The sequence below is a fragment of the Anabaena catenula FACHB-362 genome (assembly GCF_014698735.1).
Taxonomy (GTDB): Bacteria; Cyanobacteriota; Cyanobacteriia; order Cyanobacteriales; family Nostocaceae; genus Anabaena; species Anabaena variabilis_A.
Genome location: NZ_JACJTQ010000068.1, coordinates 1 through 22,666, shown reverse-complemented (window position 1 = coordinate 22,666; position 22,666 = coordinate 1). Strand labels below are relative to the sequence as shown.

Here is a 22,666-nt window from a genome sequence, read left to right as displayed (position 1 = left end):
GGCATCTCTAACGCTTATTTTAGCGTACCAGCCAGCTACCTTTGCATTGGGGCATCTCACTTTTAAAAGCAGTGGCAGTAACACTTTAGCTATTTCCGGAGATGTCTATTGTCCAGAACGTGTTTGCAGTAGGGATCGGTACGTAACTCACCAGATTCAGATTTGATGAAAGGACTGTGAATTACATAGCGATAGCGATCGCCTTCTTTCGCTGCCGGCACATCTACAGACCAGTAGCCATTGCCTTCATCTACAAGGGGATTAGCGGTTGTAGACCAGTTATTAAAACTTCCAGTCACATACACAGCCGAAGCAAATTTAGCCCAAACTCGAAAAGCTGTTCCACCTTCGTAGGATATAGCCCCCATTCCAGTATGAGTAGAGGCGGTGTTCGCAACTTCTGAGACAGAGAATTGTCGAGACGATAGCAACATCAGACACCTTTATAACTTTACAGCGATAGGTGAAACTGCCACTTAATCTAGTAATACACAGTTTTCACTACGATGCTTGTAAATAGCAAGCATCGTAGTTATATTCACATTCGCAAATTTACTTTCCGTAAATCGCCGTAACTCTATAAAAAAATTTTGTAGGCAAAAGGCAAGAGACAAGAGAATATGAAAGTGTACCGAGTTTTGTATGGCTAAAGAAGATTCACTCAATGACAAATTTTCGGAAACTGACGCAATAATCAGGGGTTTAGCCATCATGAGTTAGCTCCCAAGCCGACTGTATCAACTTCTTGATTTTATGGCGGTAAATAAGTATACACAAGAAAAGCAAAATGTATTGCGTTTTGTAAAATGCCCCAAACTCAATCAGAATATCGCATTGAGATAACTTTACATACTGTTACATGACCTGAAATTTTTCGATCAATCTACTTACTAGCTATTATAAAAATTATCCAATCTCATCTCTTTCCAAATTTCAGAAACCTGCCATCCTGTTTTGCCAACAGAGTAAACTATGGGATTATCTCGGCAAGAAATGTAGTTAGGTTTTTGATTCTCTACATTAATTACTCTGGTTTCCTCAAGCAAGGGTTCTGGAGCATTAATAATGTCGGTTTGGAGATTTTCTTCTTCCGACTCCATACTCTTGATTTTGTTGAGAATTAGCTTTTCAGATTTTTTAATTAGTTTCATAATTTAGCCCTTGAAAGTTTTGAAAACAGCATATAAAAGATTGAGAATTTTAACATAGATTATGAGCTAGACTAGGGTAGTCTTTCAATCATCTTCAGAAAAATCCGCGAAAAGTTTTGATGAAGTTTAGTTATCCAAAATTACATTGGGAAAACTAGGATACAACATTTTTCTGGATAATAAAAGTGTTGTGCCGAAAATTTATGGAACTTTGACTCTAATGCTCAATTTATGCTTCAGAAGCTAGTAACGCAAGACAGAACTCAAAAAGATTATCAGGTAAGCTTTCCGCACTAAAACCAATGGGGTATTTTTTTATTTGGAAGTTCCTTATTCACGGGTCAGCAGTTCCAAGTTATGACCATTGGGGTCATAGAAATAAAAACCTCGACCACCTTTTCTGTGATTAATTTCACCTCGATGTTGGTGCATAGGGTCGCTACTGTATTCCAAACCCATTTCCTTTACCCGTGCAAAGATAGCATCAAATTCTTGATCTGTAACATGAAAAGCATAGTGGTGTGACTCAAAATTTTCTCTATTATCAAAATCAAAGGTCAATTGATTGTTTACACGCACAACAGCAAAGTGAGCAAGGGGAGGTTCTACCTTTAAACCAAAAATTTGGGCAAAGAACTGTGCAGATGCTTCCTTATCATGTGCTGGTACTATGGTGTGATTAAGGGTAATTGTCATTTTCTACCTCTGGTTTTAGGAAGTAATTAATTTAAACTATGTATAAAAGTTGATAGTAACGATGTTTTGCGCTACTCAATTTTTGAGACTTCTTCTATCTTACAGTATGCCAAAATTCTTTGTTAGTTGACGTAAAATCAACCAAGTTATATAGTGAGTGATTTATAAATGTCAAGACTGTAATCAACAAATTACTATTGATACAAATTCACCAATTTAACCAAGCTGCATAACAACTTAATATCCCTGATCAATCCATTCGCGACCGGCTTTTTCGGCAGCTTCTGGAGTGTAATAAAGTTTGCGTTCCCCAAACACTTCACCACCAGCACTAATTAACCGGAACTGCCAACAATCGGAGTCTGTGTAGAATACTAACAAGGTAATATTTTCAATGATAGTAACTAAATGAACTTTAGTTGACATGATATATAGTTTTAGTTGTCTACCGTAATCAAAACATATTTACTCAAAAACTATTGTTTCCTCCTGTTTTTCAGGAAAAATAAGAAAATGCCCAAAATTACAGAATGCGTTAGCACAATCTACCATCAGAAAGACAATCAGTAACTTCAATATTATCCACCAGATAGATGAAAATTATGAATAATTTTGTCAAGTTAGAGTCAAAGCAGGTTATCTTCTGGAATTAGAAAAATGACTAAATTCATAGATTTTGATTTTTATCAAATTGATATCAGATTATTTTTAGAAGATATGACCCCAGCGCAAGCAGAGACTTTATTAGGGGGTTATTGCGAATCTTTACCGGATTATCCCTATATTTATTTAGATGATAATAAGTCAAAAAAACAAACTATAGGTGGAGATAATAAATACAGCAATCAGAAAATTAACACTATAGATAATTCCAAAAAAACTTACTTCAACGGAGTCCTTATACCCACGAAAGAAAACACTGTAGTTATATATGGATAACATCGAAAAATGGAGCTTATATTAGCATCAGCATCTTGCAATTATCTCAATTCAGAAGATATACTGCAAATGGCTAATAGCTATGCTTGATGTGTTTCCTCCTGGACAAGATCCCGTAGGGTACGCTATCAAACTTTTAGCGATGATTTAAAAATCAAGCTCTCAGCCATTTTTAGGATAAATTAGGCAAATCATTGACTTTATTGAGAATAAATAAACTTTCGTCTCCCCCACGTCCAATTCTTAAAGTTTCATCTAAATAAGTGATATCAAGAGTGGCAATTCTCCCTTGAGGATTATTAGCCGCTACAACTTTAAAGGGATTTAGTTGAGGCGTATCAATACCTACAATTTTCTCAATCGCCAAATAACGTTTATCAAAATCAACATTGATGCGTTTGTCTGCTAAACCCAATGTATCTAGAGCAGGTTCAAAACTAGCTGTTACTTTCACATATCCTGATATGATTTTCAGAGGATGTTGCACTTGAGCCAAATTAAAAAACAGTTTATTGGCAATATTAATTACTTGATAAACTTTACCTATTTGTAAACCCAATGGTAGAGAATCTAAAGAACGAATTTCTCTAGCTGTGGAGTATTGCAGTTGCCAAGCTCCTTCTAATAAAGCAGTAGCATTGAGAAGAGGTTGCGGATGAGGATTGAGACTTTCTAAGTCTATTGCTAACTGTTCAATTTCTGCAACTAAAGTTTTATCCAGCCTCAAATTAGTAACAGGAGAACCATCATCTTTAGTTTGAATCTTTTTGATTGTTGCTTGTAATTTTTCCTTCAAGATTTGATTATTCATTAGATGAAATATTTAGAGAATACTTAGAAGACTGTAACCTAAAAAGGCGATACTTCCTACAGAACGCCGCAGACATCGCTGTGAATCTGCAATTATTTCCGTTCAAGAAGTGCATGAAACATTATTTTAAACCGCGTCTACGTTGAAAGCCATAGTTTTTCACCAATTAGGGCAAAGCTGAGAACTTAACCCACAAAACAATAATATACTCCCCTTAAAAACTCCAGGTTTCAAAACAATACCTTCGCCAATTTGCAAAATATAGGGCTGAAAGCCAATAAAATCGTGACGATATCAATAGGGTTTCAATATTTTGGCGAAGGTATTGTCAAAATAGACAGGCTTTAATGCCACAAAATTAAGCAGTACCGCAACAAGTTTTACAGATATTGAGTTTAGTTTAGCGGGTTACTAACATAACTAAACATAATATGAAATGTCCTTACGGATATTCACCAAAAAAGGGATAAATTTTGGACTCCTATGTTTGGGTTACTTTCAGCTTCTAAAGCTTGTTGGCACGCTGGTGTTATTCCCAAATGGTCTTAAACATATAGTTTTTTGTATAGGTGCGTTTCCAGATTAAAGGAAGAAAAACCACGGCTTTGGGGTTATAATTTATGATATCAATCCTAGCTATCATGACTGCCAACAAGACCCCACCCAGCGAGATGATTCGCGTGCCTAATGTACTAGTTCATGTAGTACGCCACTTGGCGAAAATACACCGTGATGGTCATACAACAGCGTTACTGCAAGGCTTACAGGAAGTGATTTCACAGTTTGATAGCAGCGTAAAACTGGAAGCAACCAGCGAATTACAGCAGGTGGAGGAAAAACTAGGAGAACTGGAAACGCACCTTTGCCAGCAAGATCAACTGGTGTCCACTAAACTGGAAGTCCTTGGTAAACAGTTGGAAAAAATAGAACGGGTGCTTGCTTCTGGCAAATACGGTGGACAAGCCCGTAGTAGCAGATCCGCATACCCATATCAACAACAACCAGTTGAAATAAAATCTTTTGCTCCTGAGAATTTAGCGCAACGATTGGGTGTCACTGCTCAAAGTTTGATTACAGAGCGCGAAAGCAAGAGTGAAAAAGAATTTATTAGTTGGTCAAGGAATCGTGACCCGATGAGCTTGGGATGGAAATTTCAGGAGCAAGACGGATTATATTATCCGGTTAGGCAGTAGGGTCTCTACTTCTGTTTTAGAATCTCCCCTAACTCACTACGCTGCTTAATAAAAGTTCATTAACAGTTAATTGAGTTGAGCTATATTGGAGTATAAAAAATGCCCAAGTGTCTATGCCTAGCAATCCCTCACCTCAATTATCCTCAGAGCCAGAAAACAGTCTTCAGGAGAAATTAATCCGCTCAATCTGGCTGCATGGAGACAAATACTGTTATTTATTTGAACCAGATGGCTCTTATAGATTGTTAAGCACTGACCGCCGAGGTAGGTACACCATCTCAGCTGATGGTCGCTCTGTTTTGCTAGATTGGACAACAGATCCCTTCACTGAAGAATTGTCTGTGCTGGAAGATGGGAGTTTATTCATGAGTGGGAGTAAATTTGTGGAAATTGGTACGCGATCGCCTACGGCACCATTGCTCGACCCCTCCCTCCCTATTAATCCCCTACCCCAGCCTGATCTTACCATTCCATCACAGAGTTACCAGTTTGAGATCGACACAGGCAAATGGCCTAATTATGGAACGATTACCCTAGAGGGTCTGCAAGTAAGGCTGATTCGTACTGATTATAGCCGAAATTTTTTGTCTGAAGAACTGCGTGAGTTTGGGTCCCAAGAAGAGGCAGAGGACTACTACCACTCCACCATTCTTGGCTATGACCGGAAGAGGCAGGGGGAAGGGAGCAGGGAGCGGGGGGAACAAGCCCTTTCCCCCAACGCGCAAGCAGAGCGGAACATGGGTATAAGCCCCGTCCTTCTAGGACACTTATACGGAGCGGAGTCCAAGCTCCGTCCCGGTCTTCCCCCTTGCCCCCTGCCCCCTGCCCCTTTTCCTCTTCGTGACCCCTACTATTCGCCTCCTGCCACCACCCAAACCGTTTATCTGGAACTCTCCGACGACCATTCCCACAAGTTCTATGAAGTTGTTATTAACGGATTAAGTGTCACAATTCGCTATGGACGCATTGGCACTTCTGGACAAACCGACAGCAAAACCTACAGCAGTCCTCAAAAAGCTCAAGCTGCTGCCCAGAAGAAAATAAATGAGAAGTTGAAAAAAGGTTATGTGCAGTTGCCGACGGCAGAAGAAAGCTCATCACCAACTTCTGGATCATCTCTAATTACCCAAATAGCAGAAGAAAGCCCTATATCTAATTTTACTCCCTACTGGCTACCCGAAGATTTTCGCGTCTTTACCAATAACAGATGTATAGTTAGCACTCATTCCGGTGGGGCAGAGGGATTTGAGGCGAGAATTTTACCTACCGTGAATCAGTACACTGGGACAGATGGTGGATATGTCGCGTTTTACTCACGAGACCCAGCCAAGGCTGTGTATTCAGTGGGTGGAGGGATCTATGTGGTGGGGCAGATTCGCCTCAAGGGCAGATATATAGGACAAATTTTTCATCCAGCAGGTTACGAAAATCAAGACATCAGTGCTGCTCCAGAATTCAAAGCGTTATGCCGTCAAACCTTTGCTGTGGAAGGATGGGCAGGAGGGGACACAGGAGGCTGGTTTGCTGGGGTTAATTACCGCCCCGAAGCGATGGAAAGCACTGTCTCTGTTGAGGAAATAGCTAGACCGACAACCCAGGGCATTCTTGTTACCATTAAAGCAGGAGAAGATGTTTGGTGGAGCATTGTAAATTTCCGACCTGGCTCTACTGTAGAAATTGTCGCTATCTCTCCTAATTCCTGGTTCTCCTTCAATCTGATGGCAGGAGAAAATTTTGCCTATCACTTCAATCCGCGTTCCAATGAAGGACAAATCGTCCAAAATACTAAGGTCGGGAATTGGGGGCTGGAGGAAAGACTTCCCTTCCCCCAGGAGATGGCCTTTGGTAAAAAGTTTACTGTGAAGATCGCGGTACAAGAAACCCAATTAGCTGTTTATTTGAATGATACCTTTCTCTCTCATTACCGACATCGTGTCCAACCGGCGGAAATTGATAGTCTGCGATTAATCTGTACTCAAGGTAGTCTGCAAGTTTTGTCAGTCAACATATCTGAGCCAGTAGTTAAAAATAATGCTCCTCACTCTGATCTCGATATTGACCAATGATGCTGATGGATATGTTATTCGTGACACTCAACGACGGTTGTTGTACTGAGTTATGGTTGAAATACTGATATAAATGCTTATTTCAAACTGTAAATTGGAGCTTTTTTACCCACTGCAACTGTTGCAACAACTACCAAGGCTGTGATGATAGTTGGTGTTGTCATCTGCTCTTGCAGAAATAATACTGAAGCAAAAATAGTCAGAAAGGGTTGCAAGAGTTGCATTTGACTGACTCGCACCACCCCACCAATCGCCAGCCCATGATACCAGGCGAAAAAGCCAAGAAACATACTGAACACACTGACATAGCTAAAGCCTAACCATGCTTGTAATGAGGCGTGAAGTCCATGTTGAGCGACCGCAATAGCAACGGGAACTGTCAAAGGAATAGCAGTCAAGACCAATGCCCAGCAAATCACCTGCCATCCGCCCAATTCACGCGATAAACGTCCTCCCTCGGCATAACCCACAGCCGCAGCGATAACCGCACCGAGTAAAGCCAAATCAGTAATCTGTAATCTTCCACCTCCAGTTATGACTGCAAAGCCGACAACTACTGTACTACCAATGCCACTACACAACCAGAATTTGGTCGAATGATTTGTAGAATGGATAGAATGATAATAAAGACTATTAAACCATTGATCAAATTGTGTTTTCTGCCTCAATCCAACTAACAAAGAAACATCATTGAATTAGATTCAACTACTTATTAATTTCCGCTTTCCCTTACACGGACTTTGCCGAATTTCTAGTATAATTCTGCACGTTAGCAGGTAATTCAATCTCCGGTGATAAACGAGGATCTGGTATTGGCGTTGTGGTTGTTAATCGTAATGGCAATTCTCCCGCCCACACGCTTAAAGCGTAATCTTCCTCATGGTCAATTGGTGGTCCTGTTCTCACTTTGGCAGAGGCTTCTATTATGGGTAGTGATAATACCAGTGTTCCGGCAAGTTCCTGACTGGTGGGAGGACGCACCTCGTCCCAGCGACCAGAAATAACGTGTTCGGTAAATGCTTTCAATGCTGCTAATTTTTCGGCTTCATCTTCGACAACGGTTGCAGTTCCAAAGATGACAACAGAGCGAAAATTCATTGAATGATGAAAAGCTGAACGCGCTAACACTAACCCATCTAGCAAGGTGACAGTGATACAAACTTCAATACCCTGTTTCAGGTTTCGCAACATTCGACTAGCTGGGGAACCGTGGATGTACAAAAGCTCATCTATTCTGCCGTAGGCAGTAGGAATCACAAATGGTTGAGAATCAACAACAAATCCGACATGACAGACTAAGCGCCTTCGTCTAAGATTTGGTAAATCTCTTGACGCTCATACTTTGCTTTGTGAGGTAATCTTTTGATTTGATTACGTTGGGTAATTGTTAATAAATCAGACTGGGTTTCAGTTGGTAATGAATTCATATAGCAATCCGGTTTGATTGGTAAAATTACTGGTTAGGGCAAGGAATAGGGAATAGGCAAGAGTGGAACTTCTTGTGTAGGGAATTTTTAAGTGTTTGTGCTTGTTCATTTAAAGAAATCAACCAAGAGAATGCAAATCTAGCCGCATCAGATTGCTGTTCATAAATCCCAATTGTGAATAAACAGGTTCACCAGATGGAGAGGCATTTAAAACTGCATGGGTACAACCAATTGTTTTCAGATCGGCGATCGCTTTTTTTGTTAATTTTGTGGCAATTCCCTGGCAACGGTAAGCTGGTTGCACATAAACGCCCCAGATATATCCATCACAGCGTTCTGTGGCTTTCATGATATTTGGATACAATCCAGCAAAGCGTTGACAACCGACAGAACCGACAATGAGACCGTCTATTTCTGCCACAAATGCCTGATATTCTAGTTCTCGACGGGCATGATCAATAAAGTGCAACACTGTGTCCAACCAATCGGCTGTAATGGCTTGGGGGGAAATGTTGTTATCTAGCCACATCTGATAAAAGTGTTCTGCAATTAGGGCATCTTCCTGGGGAGTTTCTGCCCTAATCTGAATCTTCTGTTGGGTTAGCATCATTGAGTTGTTGAAATCCTGTTATGACTAAGTTAGTCAGTTAAGTGGACTTTCACAAGAGCCAATTTTATACTTTTATATCAGTCCACTTGGGAATTCATATCGTGTCCGGTTAAACACTTATCATTAAGACAGCAGGGGGACAAGATTCTCTGCACAGATGCTTAAGCTCATCCCACCCCTAAAGGAATGGGATTTCACGTTGACGGTTGACGGTTAACGGTTAACGGTTAACAGTCATCGGTCAACAGTTAACAGCGGCGGGGCGGCTATCCCTCCCACCCCTTGAAGGAGTGGGCTTCCCACCGCATTGGTGAGTTACAACTAATCAGTCAGACTTGATTTCAGTATGGATTTAGCGATGCCTGCGGCGGGCGAAGCCATCGCTCTAGATAGTCGTCTACCACAGCCACTTCATCAACAAATCTACGAAGAATTGCGGCGGGCAATTTTGACTGGGCGGTTACTACCACGCCAAAAAATTCCCTCCACGCGATCGCTGGCTAAATCTCTAGGCATTTCTCGGACAACGGTAACACAGAGTTATGAACAACTTTTAAGTGAGGGCTATTTACAAACAATTATTGGTTCTGGTACTTATGTCTGCGCTCAACTACCTGATGACCTGCTGCATTCTGTGCCTGTGATTACGGATGAAAAACAGAATGCTTCCCCTATTCAGCTTTCACAGCAAGGAACTCGCTTAACCAAGACACTATTCTCATTACAAACAGAAGCGAACACTGCCATCAGCTTTCGCTATGGACGACCTGCGCTGAAGGATTTTCCTAGAAAACTGTGGTGTAAGTTGTTGTCACGGCACTGCAAGGCTGATTTAGACTGGTTGGACTATGCCACGGATTTTCAAGGATATCTGCCCCTAAGAGTGGCAATCGCTCATTACTTAGCACGAGCTAGGGCTGTACAGTGCGATCGCGAACAAATCATTATCACCAATGGGACTCAACAAGCTTTGGATTTAGTGATGCGGTTGTTGATTGATCCGGGTGATAGCATGGCGATGGAAGACCCTGGATATTTGAGCGCCCGTCGGGTGTTTCTCAGTCATGGTGTAAATTTGTTACCTGTGCCTGTAGATGCCTCTGGTTTGATGGTAGAAAAATTGGCAAACAGTGATGGAGAAAGAATTCGCATGGTCTATGTCACTCCTTCCCATCAGTTTCCTACTGGATCTACTCTATCTCTACCCCGACGTTTGGAGTTGCTCTTATGGGCGCAGCAGCATAATGCTTTGATTTTGGAAGATGATTACGATAGTGAGTATCGTTATGGAGATCGCCCTATTCCTGCTCTCCAAGGATTAGACCAAAGCGATTGTGTGATTTATATTGGCACTTTTTCTAAGGTTTTGTTCCCTTCGCTGCGAATAGGTTATTTGGTTGTACCACGATATTTAGTATCGCTGTTTGCTCAGGTGAAGTGGTTAAGTGACAGACAGCTACCAACTCTAGAACAAAAGGTATTAGCAGAGTTTATAGCTGATGGATATTTGGAAAGTCATATTCGGAAAATGCGATCACTCTATGACCAACGCCGGCAAGTGCTGGTGCAATCATTAAATACACATTTTGGCGAACAAGTTACTATTTTTGGTGAGAATGCTGGTATTCATATCATGGTGAAATTTGACACTCATTTGAGTGATGAAACCATAATTGAACGTGCGGAATTGCTGGGAGTGGGTTTGATGTCTGCTCGTTCTTCTTATCTCAATTCGTGGAGTCAAGGTGAATTTATTTTGGGCTATGCTGAACTGGATGAAATGCAGATTCAAGAAGGTATTTGCAGATTGGCTCAGGCTTTTAAGTAGTTACGCCAAATCAGTAATCAGTGGTCAAGTCCGTAGTAGCAATGAGAGCATATAGGGCTATTATTTGATTTTTGATAGCTTGCGTGGCGTAAGCCATACAAGCTGTAAACCTTAAACCCCATCTAATCAACGATTGAGTCTCAGTCTAATGAAAAAGAATCAAACCGGATTCCTATATCTATACGAAGGTAAAAGTAATTCGTAATTGCAATCAGTGGAGGCTTGAACCTACCATTAATTGTAGACCACTAAATCTTTGATTTAGTGGAGGCTTGTACCCTCTTTAATTACGAATTACGAATTAGTAATTATTTGGTCAATTTATAGCTTAAAATAGTTATCATGACAACAGAATGGAACATCAACTGCTGGGGATAAAACTCAAGAATGCGAGCTAAAATACGGGATACAGAAATCTATTTTGATGTTGACGGCTGTGGTTTGGTGGTTGAAGAACAAGGAATACGTCAGAAACCTATTGCTTTCATAATTCATGGAGGACCTGGAGTTGATCACACAAGTTATAAACCGTGCTTTTCTCCCCTGGTGCATCACCTCCAGTTAGTCTATTTTGACCATCGGGGGCAGGGAAGGTCAGCCCGTGGACTCAAAGAAACCTATACCCTGGATAATAATGTTGACGATATGGAAGCCTTACGCCAATATCTAGGACTGGAGAAAATCGTTTTAATCGGTTCTTCCTATGGAGGTATGGTTGCTCTTTCTTATGCTGTGAAGTATCCCCAAAATGTTTCACACTTGATTGTCATTGCCACAGCAGCTAATTCCCGGTTTCTAGAACGCGCTCAGGAGATTTTAGCAGAACGGGGAAACGAAGAACAAAAAGCAGTTGCTCTTCAACTTTGGTCAGGTAATTTTGAGAATGAAGAACAGCTACGCCAATTCTTTCGGGTGATGGGTTCAATGTATTCCCAAAGCAATGAACGAAAATTAAATTCCCCAGACTCAGACGAAACAATCCTCTCAGTTGATGCCATTAATGTTGCCTTTAGGGGCTTCTTAAATGACTATAATATCCTCAATGAATTACATAAGATTACCTCACCAACTCTCGTGATTGCAGGGCGGCATGATTGGATCTGCGCTCCAGAATTTTCTGAAGAAATTGCTCAAGCTATTCCTAATGCTCAGTTGAAAATATTTGAAAACAGCGGACATTTGATTCGTGTTGATGAACCACAATTAATGTTGAATGAAATTGCTAGATTTTTAAGTCTTGGTAATTTGGGGAACACAAAAAAATAAATTACGCAATTTCACTCCAATCAAAACCACTTTTCTGCCCCTGCCCTAAAAGCGATTGGGTATTTTTTTATTTGGAAGTCCCTTGGTGTGATAGGTCATCCGGCATTTATGCAACACAAAAATTATCTGTTTATTTTCAACATTTGGTTGCCCCCTTTTTGAAATTCATAAGCAACTGGCTGCACTTTTACATCAAACTGTTGACTAGAGAGGTTTTTGATCACTAAATCAAGATAAGGTGACGGTTCACAATCAAGTTTCAATAATGGAAAAATCCTCACTTCTTTTGAGATTCTCAAAAGTTCATGAATAGATGCAATGTGAAAATCAAGGGATAGGTGATCTGAATAAAGAAATAGTAGATGAGAACAAACACATAGTTCAAATTGATTATCAGCCAGTTCTAATTTTGGTAGAGATTGCCACAAATAACGCCCTTTTATTCTACCAGTTTCATAATCTAGTAAAAACTTCTCCATTGCTGCCAGACGAGCGTAACCAAGTTGTTCTGGATCATGAAAATTCTGCCAAATATAGTGGTCTACATTTTGCTTAACTTGCGAGATGATTGGTTCATAAGTTTCTTGTACTCGTTGTCTAATTTGGTTTCCAGAAAACTCGTAAATGGGATCAATGGAGACAACTGAATATCCAAGTTCTGTCATTTCAGCATTGAAACTTGCTGGACCATCACCACAGCCAAGAATTTTCTTGTTTAGGTCTGTTTCAGACAGATTAAACATTAATTTATACTCTTGTAGTGTTCTACCCCAAGGCACAACTTCATTTAATTTCATAATTTTTCTGATTTAGTTATTGATAAGCTAGACCACAGATACCAGCAAGCGATAGTGCGGTAGGGTTTCCAGTTTGCTCCTAATTTTTCTACAGTTAGTTTGTTAGGAATTTCTGGTAGACTATAAAGGCGATGGATAGCATTACGAATACCCAAGTCATCTACAGGTAAAACATCCCAACGATGTAATCTAAACATCAGCAACATCTGCACTGTCCACCGTCCAATTCCCTTAACTTCAGTTAAGATTTTGATGATATTTTCATCATCCATTAACAGCAAATCATCTATGGTGGGTAATTTATCAAATCGTTGTGCTAAGTCTTTCAGATATGAAATCTTAGGACGAGAAATGCCAACTTCTCGCAAAACATCGTCTGGGGTGTTGAGAATATCGCTGGGGGTTAAAACAGTGTAAAGTTGTAAAAATCTCTGGTGAATAGCTGTTGCTGCTTTACCTGATAATTGTTGGTAAATTATTGACCGACAAAGTGAAGATAATAAATCCCCTGTTTGCTGGACTTGATTGAGTCTACACTCCCCCACCTGTTCTATTACCTCGGCTAAAATTGGATCTGTTTGTTTTAATGTGTCAATAGCAACTGCGTAATTCATAAAAATTTGAAGTCATCCACTCTGATTGGTTAATTGGTTATAATTCCCACATCTGTGCAAAAATTTAACAACCGTTTCCCTTCGTTTTTAAGGTCTTATACTTTCCTTTGGAGAGCATATAGAGCAAAATTCAGGAGTTAGTCCTATGGCTACAGCTTGCGTGACGACGTAGGGGTCATACGCTACGCGGCACGTCCAAGTTTTCAATCTCACCCTTTTAAGGGTAAAGGGTGGGTTTCACTGTTAAGAGTTCCCTGTTACTTCTGACTTCTTGACAGACTACTAGCTTTGTACTTCTTTTACTTGCGATATGCTATAAGTTTTTTGTGTTGCTCCCCGTTATCCTTATAATTACTCAACTGAAAAATCAACCATGCCAAAAAACTGGATTATTAAAGTAGACAATTATTTCCATGCTAACCCCGATTGCATTATTGCTACTGCCCATGTTGATACATTCCCTACAGACTTACCTCTAGAACCAAATATCAGAGAACCAAACCGCAAAAGTTCAACATACAGGCAAATCTTTGACTCTCTGACTACGGAACCACAGAAATTCTTCGAGCGTCACAGTGGTATAGTTCTGTGTGCCAATAAAGTTAAACCCAGTAAGGATAAAAAACAACTGGAACTAGAGGTTTTAGAAGCTGCTGAGGGTGGAAGCGATGGCGTTATCAATGGTGGTCACACAGTTTTAGCTTTTGATAGTGCTAAAAATTATAAATATGACGTTAGCGAAGCACGGGTCAAAATTACTATTCACATTGGACTAGAAGAAACTGAAGCTAAAGATATAGCTTTAGCCTCTAATACTACATCACCTGTTGATTCTCGCTCTAAGGTCAATGCTAGGGGAGATTATGACTTTATCAAAAGTTATTTAGCCCAGTTAGAACTTAAAGAAAGTAGAAAATTTAGAGTAGCTTATTACCAGAACCAAAGTGGTGTTCCTAAAAATACCCATTGTAATGTTACCCATTTGTTCAAGTTACTAAACTGCTTGGATAGAAATAGATACAATCCCGAAGGTAATACGAGAAGTAAGCACCCGGCTGTTAGCAATACTCCTAGTCAACTTTCTGATGCTGAGAGGGAAAGATTAATTAAACTACTGCCTCTGCTGGCTAAAGCTATGTGGATAGAACAAAGGCTGTATGGAATTATTCAAGAATATATCAGCGCACCTAAAAGAAAAGGGATCAATGATTTAGCATCTATTGATATGCGGAAAAATACCCTATTAGCTGACAGTAAATATTCTTTTGGGTTTGGTGCGCCGGGAGATTTAGCCTTACCAATAGTTGCATCTTACAGGGTGTTTTTAGATAAAGATTATAACTGGATTGTGCCTTTTGAGGATTTCTCTGAAGATTTTCTTCAACAGTTGTGGGGTACTTATTTTCGTAAGTATTTAATTTCCGAGAAAATTGCTGGTAATACGGTGGGTGCGAAAATCTGTCGTAATCAAGAGATTTGGGATAGTCTGTATATTTTTGCCCAAAGTTATCTGAATCAGCTTTTGGTGAAGATGGTTAATTCTGCTAAACGTGAGGAATTAACGTTAACGCAAAGTTGAGGAGGAGGATAATTTATTTTTAGGAGTTTTCTTAAATAACGGCTACACAGAAATTGAACGGGAGTTAATCGTCTTGCTTAAGACTATAAGGTTTGATTATGCCTGTAGTTCCACAATATGAAACATTTCCTTGGACGGCTATAACAGGGCAGAGGGTTTTTAGCCAGTTGGAGACTATTAGACTATTTTGAGCGATCGCTATTGTCTCGCTTCTAGGAAATTAAATCTTAAATCTACTCAACACGATTTTGTTAGTAGATGAGTTGGGTGATAATACAATAATCAAATGGCGACTTTTTACCCTGAAGAAACAAAAATTATATGCCTTTACCTGGTGGAGCAACTGACAAAATTGGTAATCGTTATGAAGGTCGCTGGACTGTTTATTGCATGATTGATGTCATGGATGAGAAAGCTGACTCAATCCAGCTAGAGAAAGCAGGAGAGGATGCTTTTGAGTTCATAGTCAGTCATAATGGAAAATTAGAGTGTCACCAAGTTAAACGTCAAAGAAGTGGACTCGGGCGCTGGACAATTAGTGCATTGCAGGACGATAAAGTCCAAGTTCTCTCTGATTTTTGGAAAAGTCTGAGTAATAATCCAAATGTTTCTTGTATATTTGTTTCTACTCAGGATGCAAATGAGCTAACTGAATTAGCTAATAGAGCTAGAGATGCAGGATATTGGGAAAAGTTCGAGAGCGATTTTCTTAATAAAAACTTATCTGGAGAATTCAATACATTACGCAAAAAATGGGGTAATTGTTCTGAAAGAGACGCTTTTGAAGCCTTAAAACGAGTTCGTGTTGAAACAGTGGGAGAAAATTTCCTAGTTGAAACTATTGAAAGTCGTTTAGCAGCTTTAGTAGAAGGTGATTCAAAAACAATCAGACTGGAACTAGGTGAAATAGCACTAGAAAATATTCATCAGGAATTGACAGCGCATGATATTTGGCATCATTTAAAAGAACGAGGATATCGCCGTCGAGAGTGGGGTAAAGATGATCATGTTTTAGCTGCGGTTGATTCTTTGAACAAGCGTTATACTTCATCACTACGTGAAACTCAAGTTATTGCTGGTGATGTCATTACTCGTGATGAAGCACAAATTGCTTTTGAGGAACTGACTGAAAAAAAACAGAGCATTTTACTGGTTGGTGAAGCAGGAGTAGGTAAAAGCGGCGTTATGCTGCAAGTATTAGATAAGCTACAAAGTCAAGGTATTCCAATACTTACCTTTCGTGTAGACAGTTTAGAACCAACTTCATTACCTGATAAAGTCGGTGAACAGTTAGGTTTACCTGGTTCTCCTGCAATTGTTTTAGCTAATATTGCTCAAAAACGAGATTGTGTATTAATAATTGACCAACTTGATGCAGTAAGTTTAGCATCAGGTCGCAATTCAGAATTTTTTGTTTGTTTACATGAAATTATCAAGCAAGCTCAAGGACATCCTAATATAAAATTATTATTAGCTTGTCGTAAATTTGATTTAGATAATGACAGCAGGTTAAAACGGTTGAGTGGTGAAAAAGGTATTGCTAAACCTGTAATTATTAATCGTTTTTCACATATAAAAGTTAGAGAAATTGTCACTAAATTAGGTTTAGATTCAGCACGGCTGAGTGAAAAGCAAATAAATTTATTATCTGTGCCATTACATCTTGGCTTACTATCAGAAATAGCCGAAAGTAAAACAATAGATGTTTTAAATTTTCAAACAGCAAAGGAGCTATACGACGATTTTTTAAAATATAAAATCTACGAAATCGAGAAAATTTTTAAGCGTCCTATTCAATTGACTAAGGTAATTGATATATTATGTGATTACATGAGCAGCCAGCAACAGCAAAGTTTATCTGCTCCTGAAACTGTAGTTGATGAATTTGAATCTGATGCTAGAGCAATGGCTTCTGAGCATATTTTAATTTGGCAAAATAAGCGGATTTCATTTTTTCATGAAAGTTTTTTTGACTATGCTTTTGCTCGTCGCTTTGCATCTCGTGGTCAAAATATAGTGTCATTTTTAGGAAAAAAAGAAGAACAACATTTATTTCGACGCGCCCAAGTTCGTCAAATTCTAATTCATGAACGTGAAGCTGATTTTGACAGCTATATCAATAATATTCAGGAATTACTTACTAGCCCTGACATTCGTTTCCACATTAAACAGGTAGTATTTGCATTATTGGCAACTTTAAATGATCCAAGAGAAGAAGAATGGCATATTATTTCTCCATTAATTAAAAATCCGACTGACACAATCACCAAACAAGTTTGGTTGACATTATATAGCTCTGTCAATTGGTTTCATTTATTGGATAGTTTAGGGATTATCCAAAATTGGTTACAAAATGAACCTAAAGGTTATATTGATTCAACAATAAAGTTGTTATCAATTATGCAACGGCAGATTCCAGACAGAATAGCTGAGTTAATAGAACCATTTATAGGAGCAAGTGAGGTATGGAATGAACGATTGGATTACATTGTCCAAAATGCAGAACTTCACACAAGTAGAAGGTTCTTTGAAATATTTATTAGATTAATTAATCAAGGTATTATTACTCAAAATACAAAATCAGATATTATTGACTATAGTCGTGATTTCTGGCAAAAAATTTATTCTTTACCTAAAGAACGCCCTGATTGGGCTTGTGAAGCAATTAGCTGTTATCTCAATAGATATTTAGATTTAAGTATAGCTGCTGGACAACCTAATCTGTTTGATAGACAATCTGGTATTCTTCCCCATAGTCAGTTTGATGAAGGAGTTTTACAAGAGAGTGCGCGTAACGCTCCACAAGCATTTATTCAACATTTATTTCCCTTTATCCTTCGTGTCGTAGAATTAACAGCTAAGAAAGAAGGTAATCCACCCTGGTATGATTTAATATGGTACTACCGACCTTATGGTCAAGGCTATAACATACAGGATGAGTTGTTAAATGAGATGGAAGTAGCACTATCAAATTTAGCAACAAATAAACCTGAAGAATTTACAACTTTTGCAGAGCAACAACTTCGCAACTCGAATTTTGAAACAATTCAGTTTTTGTTAATTCGTGCATATACTGCGAATGGTAAAAGATTTGCAGACGAAGCAATTGATTATCTTTGTGAAGAATCAAGACGGCTTAAAATAGGTTACTCTGCTGGTGCTGGAAATATCCATGTTGCTCCCTATTGGGCTACACGACAGCTTATAGAAGCAAGTACCTTTTATTGTTCTGAAGAAAAATTAATGAAACTTGAAACAATCATTCTCAATTACTACGACCAATATGAGAAAAGTGCTAATGGTCGTTGGTTTCGAGGTTATTCACAGCTTGTTTTATTAGACGCTATCCATCCCTCTCGACGCTCAAAAACAGTCATTCGTAGGCTACAAGAATGGCAACGTAAGTTTACAGATTTAAATTTACTAAATCCACTAGGAAAAATTGAACCACCAGAATCCATAGAATGTCGGCTTGTAGGTTCTCCAATACCAGAAACAGCAACTACTAAAATGACCGATGAACAATGGCTTAAAGCTATTTCTAAATATGATTACAATGATGGATTTCAACGGACTGGGGAACTGACAGGAGGGGCATTTCAGCTATCAAGTCTTTTGGAAAGTGAAGTTAAAAATGAGCCAGCACGTTTTGCTTCATTAATTTGGAAATTCCCAGATAATGCAAATTCATCCTATTTTGATGCAGTTCTACGTGGTATTGCTGAAGTTATTAACTTGCGGCTTAATACTATACCAATTATCTGGTTACTCCTTCGAGAAACTAATTGTATGGCTGGTATTATATTTCTGTGCAAGTCGCCTAGATTGGATATTGAGACAGCATTTCGTGTATGTCAGCGTTGTCATCAATTACCACAACGTCCATGTGGCAAATCAATTGCATGGCTGTTTCAAAAACAAGCTGACCTTCTTTGGACAGAATCCGCTCTTGAGATTTTACTCTACTATGCACTAAACGACCCCAATCCAGAGGAGGAGTATTGGCGTGCTAAAACTTCAGGTGGACAAAGTTACTACGGGGGTGACATTTTTACGGCTGGTATAAATTCTACAAGAGGCAGTGCAGTAAGTGCGATCGCTCAACTAATTTTTGCTGATAAGAATCGTGCTGCATATTTCCAAGCACCTATGGAACAGATAGTTAGAGATTCTTCGATTGCTGTTAGGTCTTGTGCTGCTGAAGCACTGATAGCAATGCTGAATTATGATAGGGACTTATCAGTCAATCTTTTCTTAAAACTCTGTGAAACCGAAGATGAACTTTTAGGAACAAGTCCTATTGAGCGTTTTCTTTATTACGCATTACACACTCATTTTCAGCAATTAGCACCAATTCTTGAGCGAATGATTGTTTCTGATTTACCAGAAGTAGTGAAGGCTGGTGCTAGACAAGCCTGTTTATCATCTTTAATAATTGAGGAAGCACATTCTTTTGTAGACCGTTGTCTTTCTGGAACGAAAATACATCGTATTGCTGCTGCTGAAATATTCGTTGCTAATTTGAAAATATCTCATCACCGTCAATTCTGTGAAAACAGCTTAATTCAACTTTTCAATGATAATGATGAACAAGTTCGCAAAGAAGCTGCTAAATGTTTTTTTAGATTTGAAGGAGAGGAATTAGGTGCTTATTTCACTTTAATTGAGGCGTTTGTTAATAGCCGCGCTTTTGAAACTGATTGTAATCATTTAATTGATGCTCTTAAAGAAACAACAGCTAAACTGCCAGAAACAGTTTATCAAGTGTGTGAAAAATTTGTCAATTCTATCGGTTTAGCTGCTGATATTCATACTCGTAATTTTGGTAATGTAAGTGAAATCAGCGAATTATTAATACGTCTTTACAGTCAAAACAAGGATAAAAGTTTACGTTCTCGTTGTCTTGATTTAATTGATATTTTGCTTGAAGTAGAAGCTTATGAAATAACCCAAGCTTTACAAGAATTTGAAAGGTGATTTTTATGATTAATACTGCCCTCATAAAATCACGTTCTTTAGTAATCAAAAATTAGATATTGTCAGAATACAATAGATATTCGCCTATGTTAAATTTTTCAAATCTTCTACTAATGATGCGCCCTTAGCTAAGTCAGTAGCCACCAACTCTACAACCTGCCAAGATGGATTAGCGTTACGTAGGCGATCGCGAAGAAAGCGATCACGTCTTCTATTTCCCCCTTGATGAAATGCTGCTCCATCTATATATATAGCTAGTCTGCGTTCGGGGATGGCAAAATCAGCCACAGAAATGGGATTACCCATCGGTACTGGTACTTGTTTTTGTGGATAAAACCCGTGTTTCTGAAATAATTGCAGAAATTTGAATTCTAGAGGTGAACCCACACCAGCTTCATAAGCTGTCAACCAAGGGAGAGGATCTTGGATATCGCCAGTTTCTAAAGGACGGGAAACAAGGGGGGCTTTCTCCAGTTCTGTTAAGGCTGGTATGGTTTGCGGCCAGTTGAGTAGTTCATGATACCTTTGATTTTGATAGGATTTTAGGCAACGGTAGCAAGCTGTCTCACATCTTGGATGTTGCAAATGTTCATTAGCCCTTTTTGCCACTAAATGAAACTCATTAGCTATACGCCGGAGATAGCCACTACCCCCTAAACTGGGGTCTATAAACGTTAGAGATACAAGATGATAACGCTTGTCTTTATCTTCAACTTGCCAAGGTCCCTCAAACTCAAAATCTATTTCCGAACCATCCAGCATATATTGATGCTGCATCCCAGCCTTAAGTGCATAACCGAGAGATAATCCCCAAGACTGCAAATCATCTTCTTCTATAGACTTAGGGACTGGAATTGTTAACCGCAGTATTTCCGCCTTACTTGCAGTGACAATTGCTAATGGTTGTGGTTTTTTCCCTGCTTGGGAACATTTTTCAGCATGACCGAAAGGATCTTCCTGACCAGATTTACGAGCTTTGCGCCGTCCTGAAGTAACTTGTTGTTGTAAGTCTGTATCTTGCAGCATCCGTCCGCAATCACTACATAATAAATAACCTTTAGCTTGCTCATGCAGCAGCGAAATACCCTCTTCTCGGTCTTTCTCTTTAGGAGGTAATCCTTCATTTATCCAGCGTACCTCTTCATCCCGACTCAGATGTAGTCCCCAGCCTGCGCCTACTGTCCATCTTGCTACAATCTGTCCATTCCACTGCGGGTAAGTTTTGACAAGACTACGAGTGGCATAGCGTTCTTCTTCATCAAGAATGGGACTTTCATCTCGTCGCGCTAAAAAGCCTGCAAACTCAGCAGATGGTAAGTTACGTCCTGGTGTACTGGTTTTACATCTAGGACAACAGGGTTCATCAGCATGATAGCGTAACTGGCAAGTATGACATAATCTATACAGCCAAGTTGCACTTTCGGTTCTGGGATTCCAAGGTGAGGAATTATCTAAACCAATGACTTTCCAGCGTTTGGTACGGGCAAATACTTGAGCATCAGGTTGAAATTGACCAATACCAAAGCGACGCGCTACGCTTACAGGGTCTTCTTCATGGTCATCGCCTAAAAGTCGCAATGCGGCGGGTTGAGTAGGAAATTCATAACCAGGAAGGATGCCAAATTCAGCAAATCTACGTAAAGGATATCCAGCGGAACGGTCATCTGCTTCACCTTGCTTTGCTTGTTTATCTGTTTGAATACCAAGGATACGGGCAATAAGTTGACCTGCACGAGTTCCGGCACGTTCACCTTGCAATTCTTGGGAGTAAGTATTTAAGGCGGTTCTTAGTTCTCCAACTTGTTTGGCTGTGCGATTGATGACATCCTGAATACTCTGGGGTAGACTTTGCAAATGCGATCGCAATGCGGTTTCATCTAGTTGCGCTTCAGTTAAAATACTACTTTCCCATGCGGACAAAGCTGTAGATATGGCCTGCTCAAATTGTGCCTGTACTCCAGCAATCAAAGCGTCTACTGCTGCTTGCTGAACTTCACCGACAGGAGAGACATAATCAACCATTTTACCTGCTAATCCAGGTTCGGCTGCACCAAAAGCGATCGCATTCAGATGGCGAAAGATCACATCTCGGTTGCCTAATGCTAAAGCTGGTGCTGGTACTTCCCCAGCAATCATTTCCCCTGGTTGGTCGTAAAAATACTGGTCATGGGGCGTACTGCGAGCATAACTGATGACTAAACCAATACGGGTACGTCTTCCCGCACGTCCTCCCCGTTGGGCATAATTATCTGGGCGGGGTGGTACATTCCGCAAAATTACTGCATCTAGTCCACCCACATCAATACCCATTTCCAAAGTAGGAGAACAAGCTAACACATTGACCTTTGATCTTGATGCCTGAGCTTTAAAGTCTTCTTCTAAATCTACACGCACATCATTAGGAATTTGGGCGGTATGTTCCCCACCAACTAGGGGAATAAACTCTGGTGAGAGAATTCGCTTCACATAACGATTTTCCAACACATTGGACTCTCGCCAATGGATTAAATTACCATGACAGTGAGGACAAGGGTATTTTTCTCGTGTTCCTAACAAGGGGGTAGCACAAACTTGGCAACGATAACGCTGTTCTGCTGTAGCTAATTAGACATCTCCGAAAAAGAATTAAATTATGGTATAAGAATATAAAAGTGTATTTTTTGGTAAGACGTTATGGGCAGTATATTTGAATATATTCAGAGCAATCCTCAC

General features: G+C 39.6%; 18 protein-coding genes and 1 pseudogene. 7 read left to right on the top strand and 12 right to left on the bottom strand.

The genetic code is table 11. The annotated features are described in order from the left end of the window. Nucleotides 1–89: 89 nt before the first annotated feature. The 5 genes from H6G68_RS25015 to H6G68_RS24995 form a co-directional block, all read right to left on the bottom strand. Nucleotides 90–434: an early set domain-containing protein gene (locus H6G68_RS25015; RefSeq protein WP_190909062.1), complete on the bottom strand. Its 345-nt coding sequence runs from the start codon at nt 432–434 to the stop codon at nt 90–92. A 42-nt stretch (nt 435–476) separates the two neighbouring features. Continuing rightward, nucleotides 477–713, bottom strand: coding sequence for a hypothetical protein (locus H6G68_RS25010; protein ID WP_190909061.1), 237 nt, complete (start codon nt 711–713; stop codon nt 477–479). Nucleotides 714–890: 177 nt separating this feature from the next. Continuing rightward, nucleotides 891–1,151 carry a hypothetical protein gene (locus tag H6G68_RS25005; protein ID WP_190909060.1) on the bottom strand — a complete coding sequence of 87 codons (261 nt, stop codon included), beginning with the start codon at nt 1,149–1,151 and terminating at the stop codon, nt 891–893. A 330-nt stretch (nt 1,152–1,481) separates the two neighbouring features. Beyond that, on the bottom strand, nt 1,482–1,847 hold the full coding sequence (locus H6G68_RS25000; RefSeq protein WP_190909059.1) for a VOC family protein: 366 nt from the start codon (nt 1,845–1,847) through the stop codon (nt 1,482–1,484). Between the two features lie 237 nt (nt 1,848–2,084). Continuing rightward, on the bottom strand, nt 2,085–2,273 hold the full coding sequence (locus tag H6G68_RS24995; protein WP_190909058.1) for a hypothetical protein: 189 nt from the start codon (nt 2,271–2,273) through the stop codon (nt 2,085–2,087). A 231-nt stretch (nt 2,274–2,504) separates the two neighbouring features. Here H6G68_RS24995 and H6G68_RS24990 point away from each other — a divergent pair, with 231 nt between their 5' ends. Continuing rightward, nucleotides 2,505–2,786 carry a hypothetical protein gene (locus H6G68_RS24990; protein WP_190909057.1) on the top strand — a complete coding sequence of 94 codons (282 nt, stop codon included), beginning with the start codon at nt 2,505–2,507 and terminating at the stop codon, nt 2,784–2,786. 172 nt (nt 2,787–2,958) lie between these two features. Here H6G68_RS24990 and H6G68_RS24985 read toward each other — a convergent pair whose 3' ends face one another. After that, nucleotides 2,959–3,597, bottom strand: a complete 639-nt coding sequence (locus H6G68_RS24985) for a PAP/fibrillin family protein (RefSeq protein ID WP_190909056.1) — start codon at nt 3,595–3,597, stop codon at nt 2,959–2,961. A gap of 641 nt (nt 3,598–4,238) precedes the next feature. Here H6G68_RS24985 and H6G68_RS24980 point away from each other — a divergent pair. Both H6G68_RS24980 and H6G68_RS27835 read left to right on the top strand, forming a co-directional pair. After that, the gene (locus H6G68_RS24980) at nt 4,239–4,790 is read left to right on the top strand and encodes a hypothetical protein (protein WP_242045386.1); all 552 of its coding nucleotides are present in this window, start codon (nt 4,239–4,241) and stop codon (nt 4,788–4,790) included. A 113-nt stretch (nt 4,791–4,903) separates the two neighbouring features. Then, on the top strand, nt 4,904–6,856 hold the full coding sequence (locus H6G68_RS27835; protein ID WP_199332717.1) for a WGR domain-containing protein: 1,953 nt from the start codon (nt 4,904–4,906) through the stop codon (nt 6,854–6,856). A gap of 77 nt (nt 6,857–6,933) precedes the next feature. On the opposite strand, the gene H6G68_RS24960 is transcribed toward H6G68_RS27835, so the two are convergent. The 3 genes and pseudogenes from H6G68_RS24960 to H6G68_RS24950 form a co-directional block, all read right to left on the bottom strand. Further along, nucleotides 6,934–7,524, bottom strand: coding sequence for a DMT family transporter (locus tag H6G68_RS24960; RefSeq protein WP_199332716.1), 591 nt, complete (start codon nt 7,522–7,524; stop codon nt 6,934–6,936). A 61-nt stretch (nt 7,525–7,585) separates the two neighbouring features. After that, nucleotides 7,586–8,283, bottom strand: a pseudogene (locus H6G68_RS24955) (pyridoxamine 5'-phosphate oxidase family protein). 118 nt (nt 8,284–8,401) lie between these two features. Beyond that, entirely contained in the window at nt 8,402–8,893 is a 492-nt protein-coding gene (locus H6G68_RS24950; protein WP_190909053.1) for a GNAT family N-acetyltransferase, read from the bottom strand. A gap of 346 nt (nt 8,894–9,239) precedes the next feature. On the opposite strand from H6G68_RS24950, the gene pdxR reads away from it, so the two are divergent. Together pdxR and H6G68_RS24940 are read left to right on the top strand one after the other, a co-directional pair. Further along, a complete protein-coding gene (gene pdxR, locus H6G68_RS24945; protein WP_242045385.1) occupies nt 9,240–10,721 on the top strand; it encodes a MocR-like pyridoxine biosynthesis transcription factor PdxR in 1,482 nt (493 codons plus the stop codon). Between the two features lie 387 nt (nt 10,722–11,108). Continuing rightward, nucleotides 11,109–11,987, top strand: a complete 879-nt coding sequence (locus H6G68_RS24940) for an alpha/beta fold hydrolase (protein WP_190909052.1) — start codon at nt 11,109–11,111, stop codon at nt 11,985–11,987. 122 nt (nt 11,988–12,109) lie between these two features. On the opposite strand, the gene H6G68_RS24935 is transcribed toward H6G68_RS24940, so the two are convergent. Together H6G68_RS24935 and H6G68_RS24930 are read right to left on the bottom strand one after the other, a co-directional pair. Then, a complete protein-coding gene (locus H6G68_RS24935) occupies nt 12,110–12,784 on the bottom strand; it encodes an SAM-dependent methyltransferase (RefSeq protein WP_190909051.1) in 675 nt (224 codons plus the stop codon). Beyond that, entirely contained in the window at nt 12,781–13,398 is a 618-nt protein-coding gene (locus H6G68_RS24930; RefSeq protein WP_190909050.1) for a DNA-3-methyladenine glycosylase family protein, read from the bottom strand. Before H6G68_RS24930 ends, H6G68_RS24935 begins: the two co-directional genes overlap by 4 nt. Before the next feature lie 373 nt (nt 13,399–13,771). Here H6G68_RS24930 and H6G68_RS24925 point away from each other — a divergent pair, with 373 nt between their 5' ends. Both H6G68_RS24925 and H6G68_RS24920 read left to right on the top strand, forming a co-directional pair. Beyond that, nucleotides 13,772–14,977 (top strand): AIPR family protein, encoded by a 1,206-nt coding sequence (locus tag H6G68_RS24925; RefSeq protein ID WP_190909049.1) that lies wholly within the window; start codon nt 13,772–13,774, stop codon nt 14,975–14,977. Between the two features lie 321 nt (nt 14,978–15,298). Further along, nucleotides 15,299–19,954, top strand: coding sequence for an NACHT domain-containing protein (locus H6G68_RS24920; RefSeq protein WP_190909048.1), 4,656 nt, complete (start codon nt 15,299–15,301; stop codon nt 19,952–19,954). 84 nt (nt 19,955–20,038) lie between these two features. Here H6G68_RS24920 and H6G68_RS24915 read toward each other — a convergent pair whose 3' ends face one another. Beyond that, nucleotides 20,039–22,438 (bottom strand): helicase-related protein, encoded by a 2,400-nt coding sequence (locus tag H6G68_RS24915; protein ID WP_339327890.1) that lies wholly within the window; start codon nt 22,436–22,438, stop codon nt 20,039–20,041. Between the last annotated feature and the right edge of the window lie 228 nt (nt 22,439–22,666).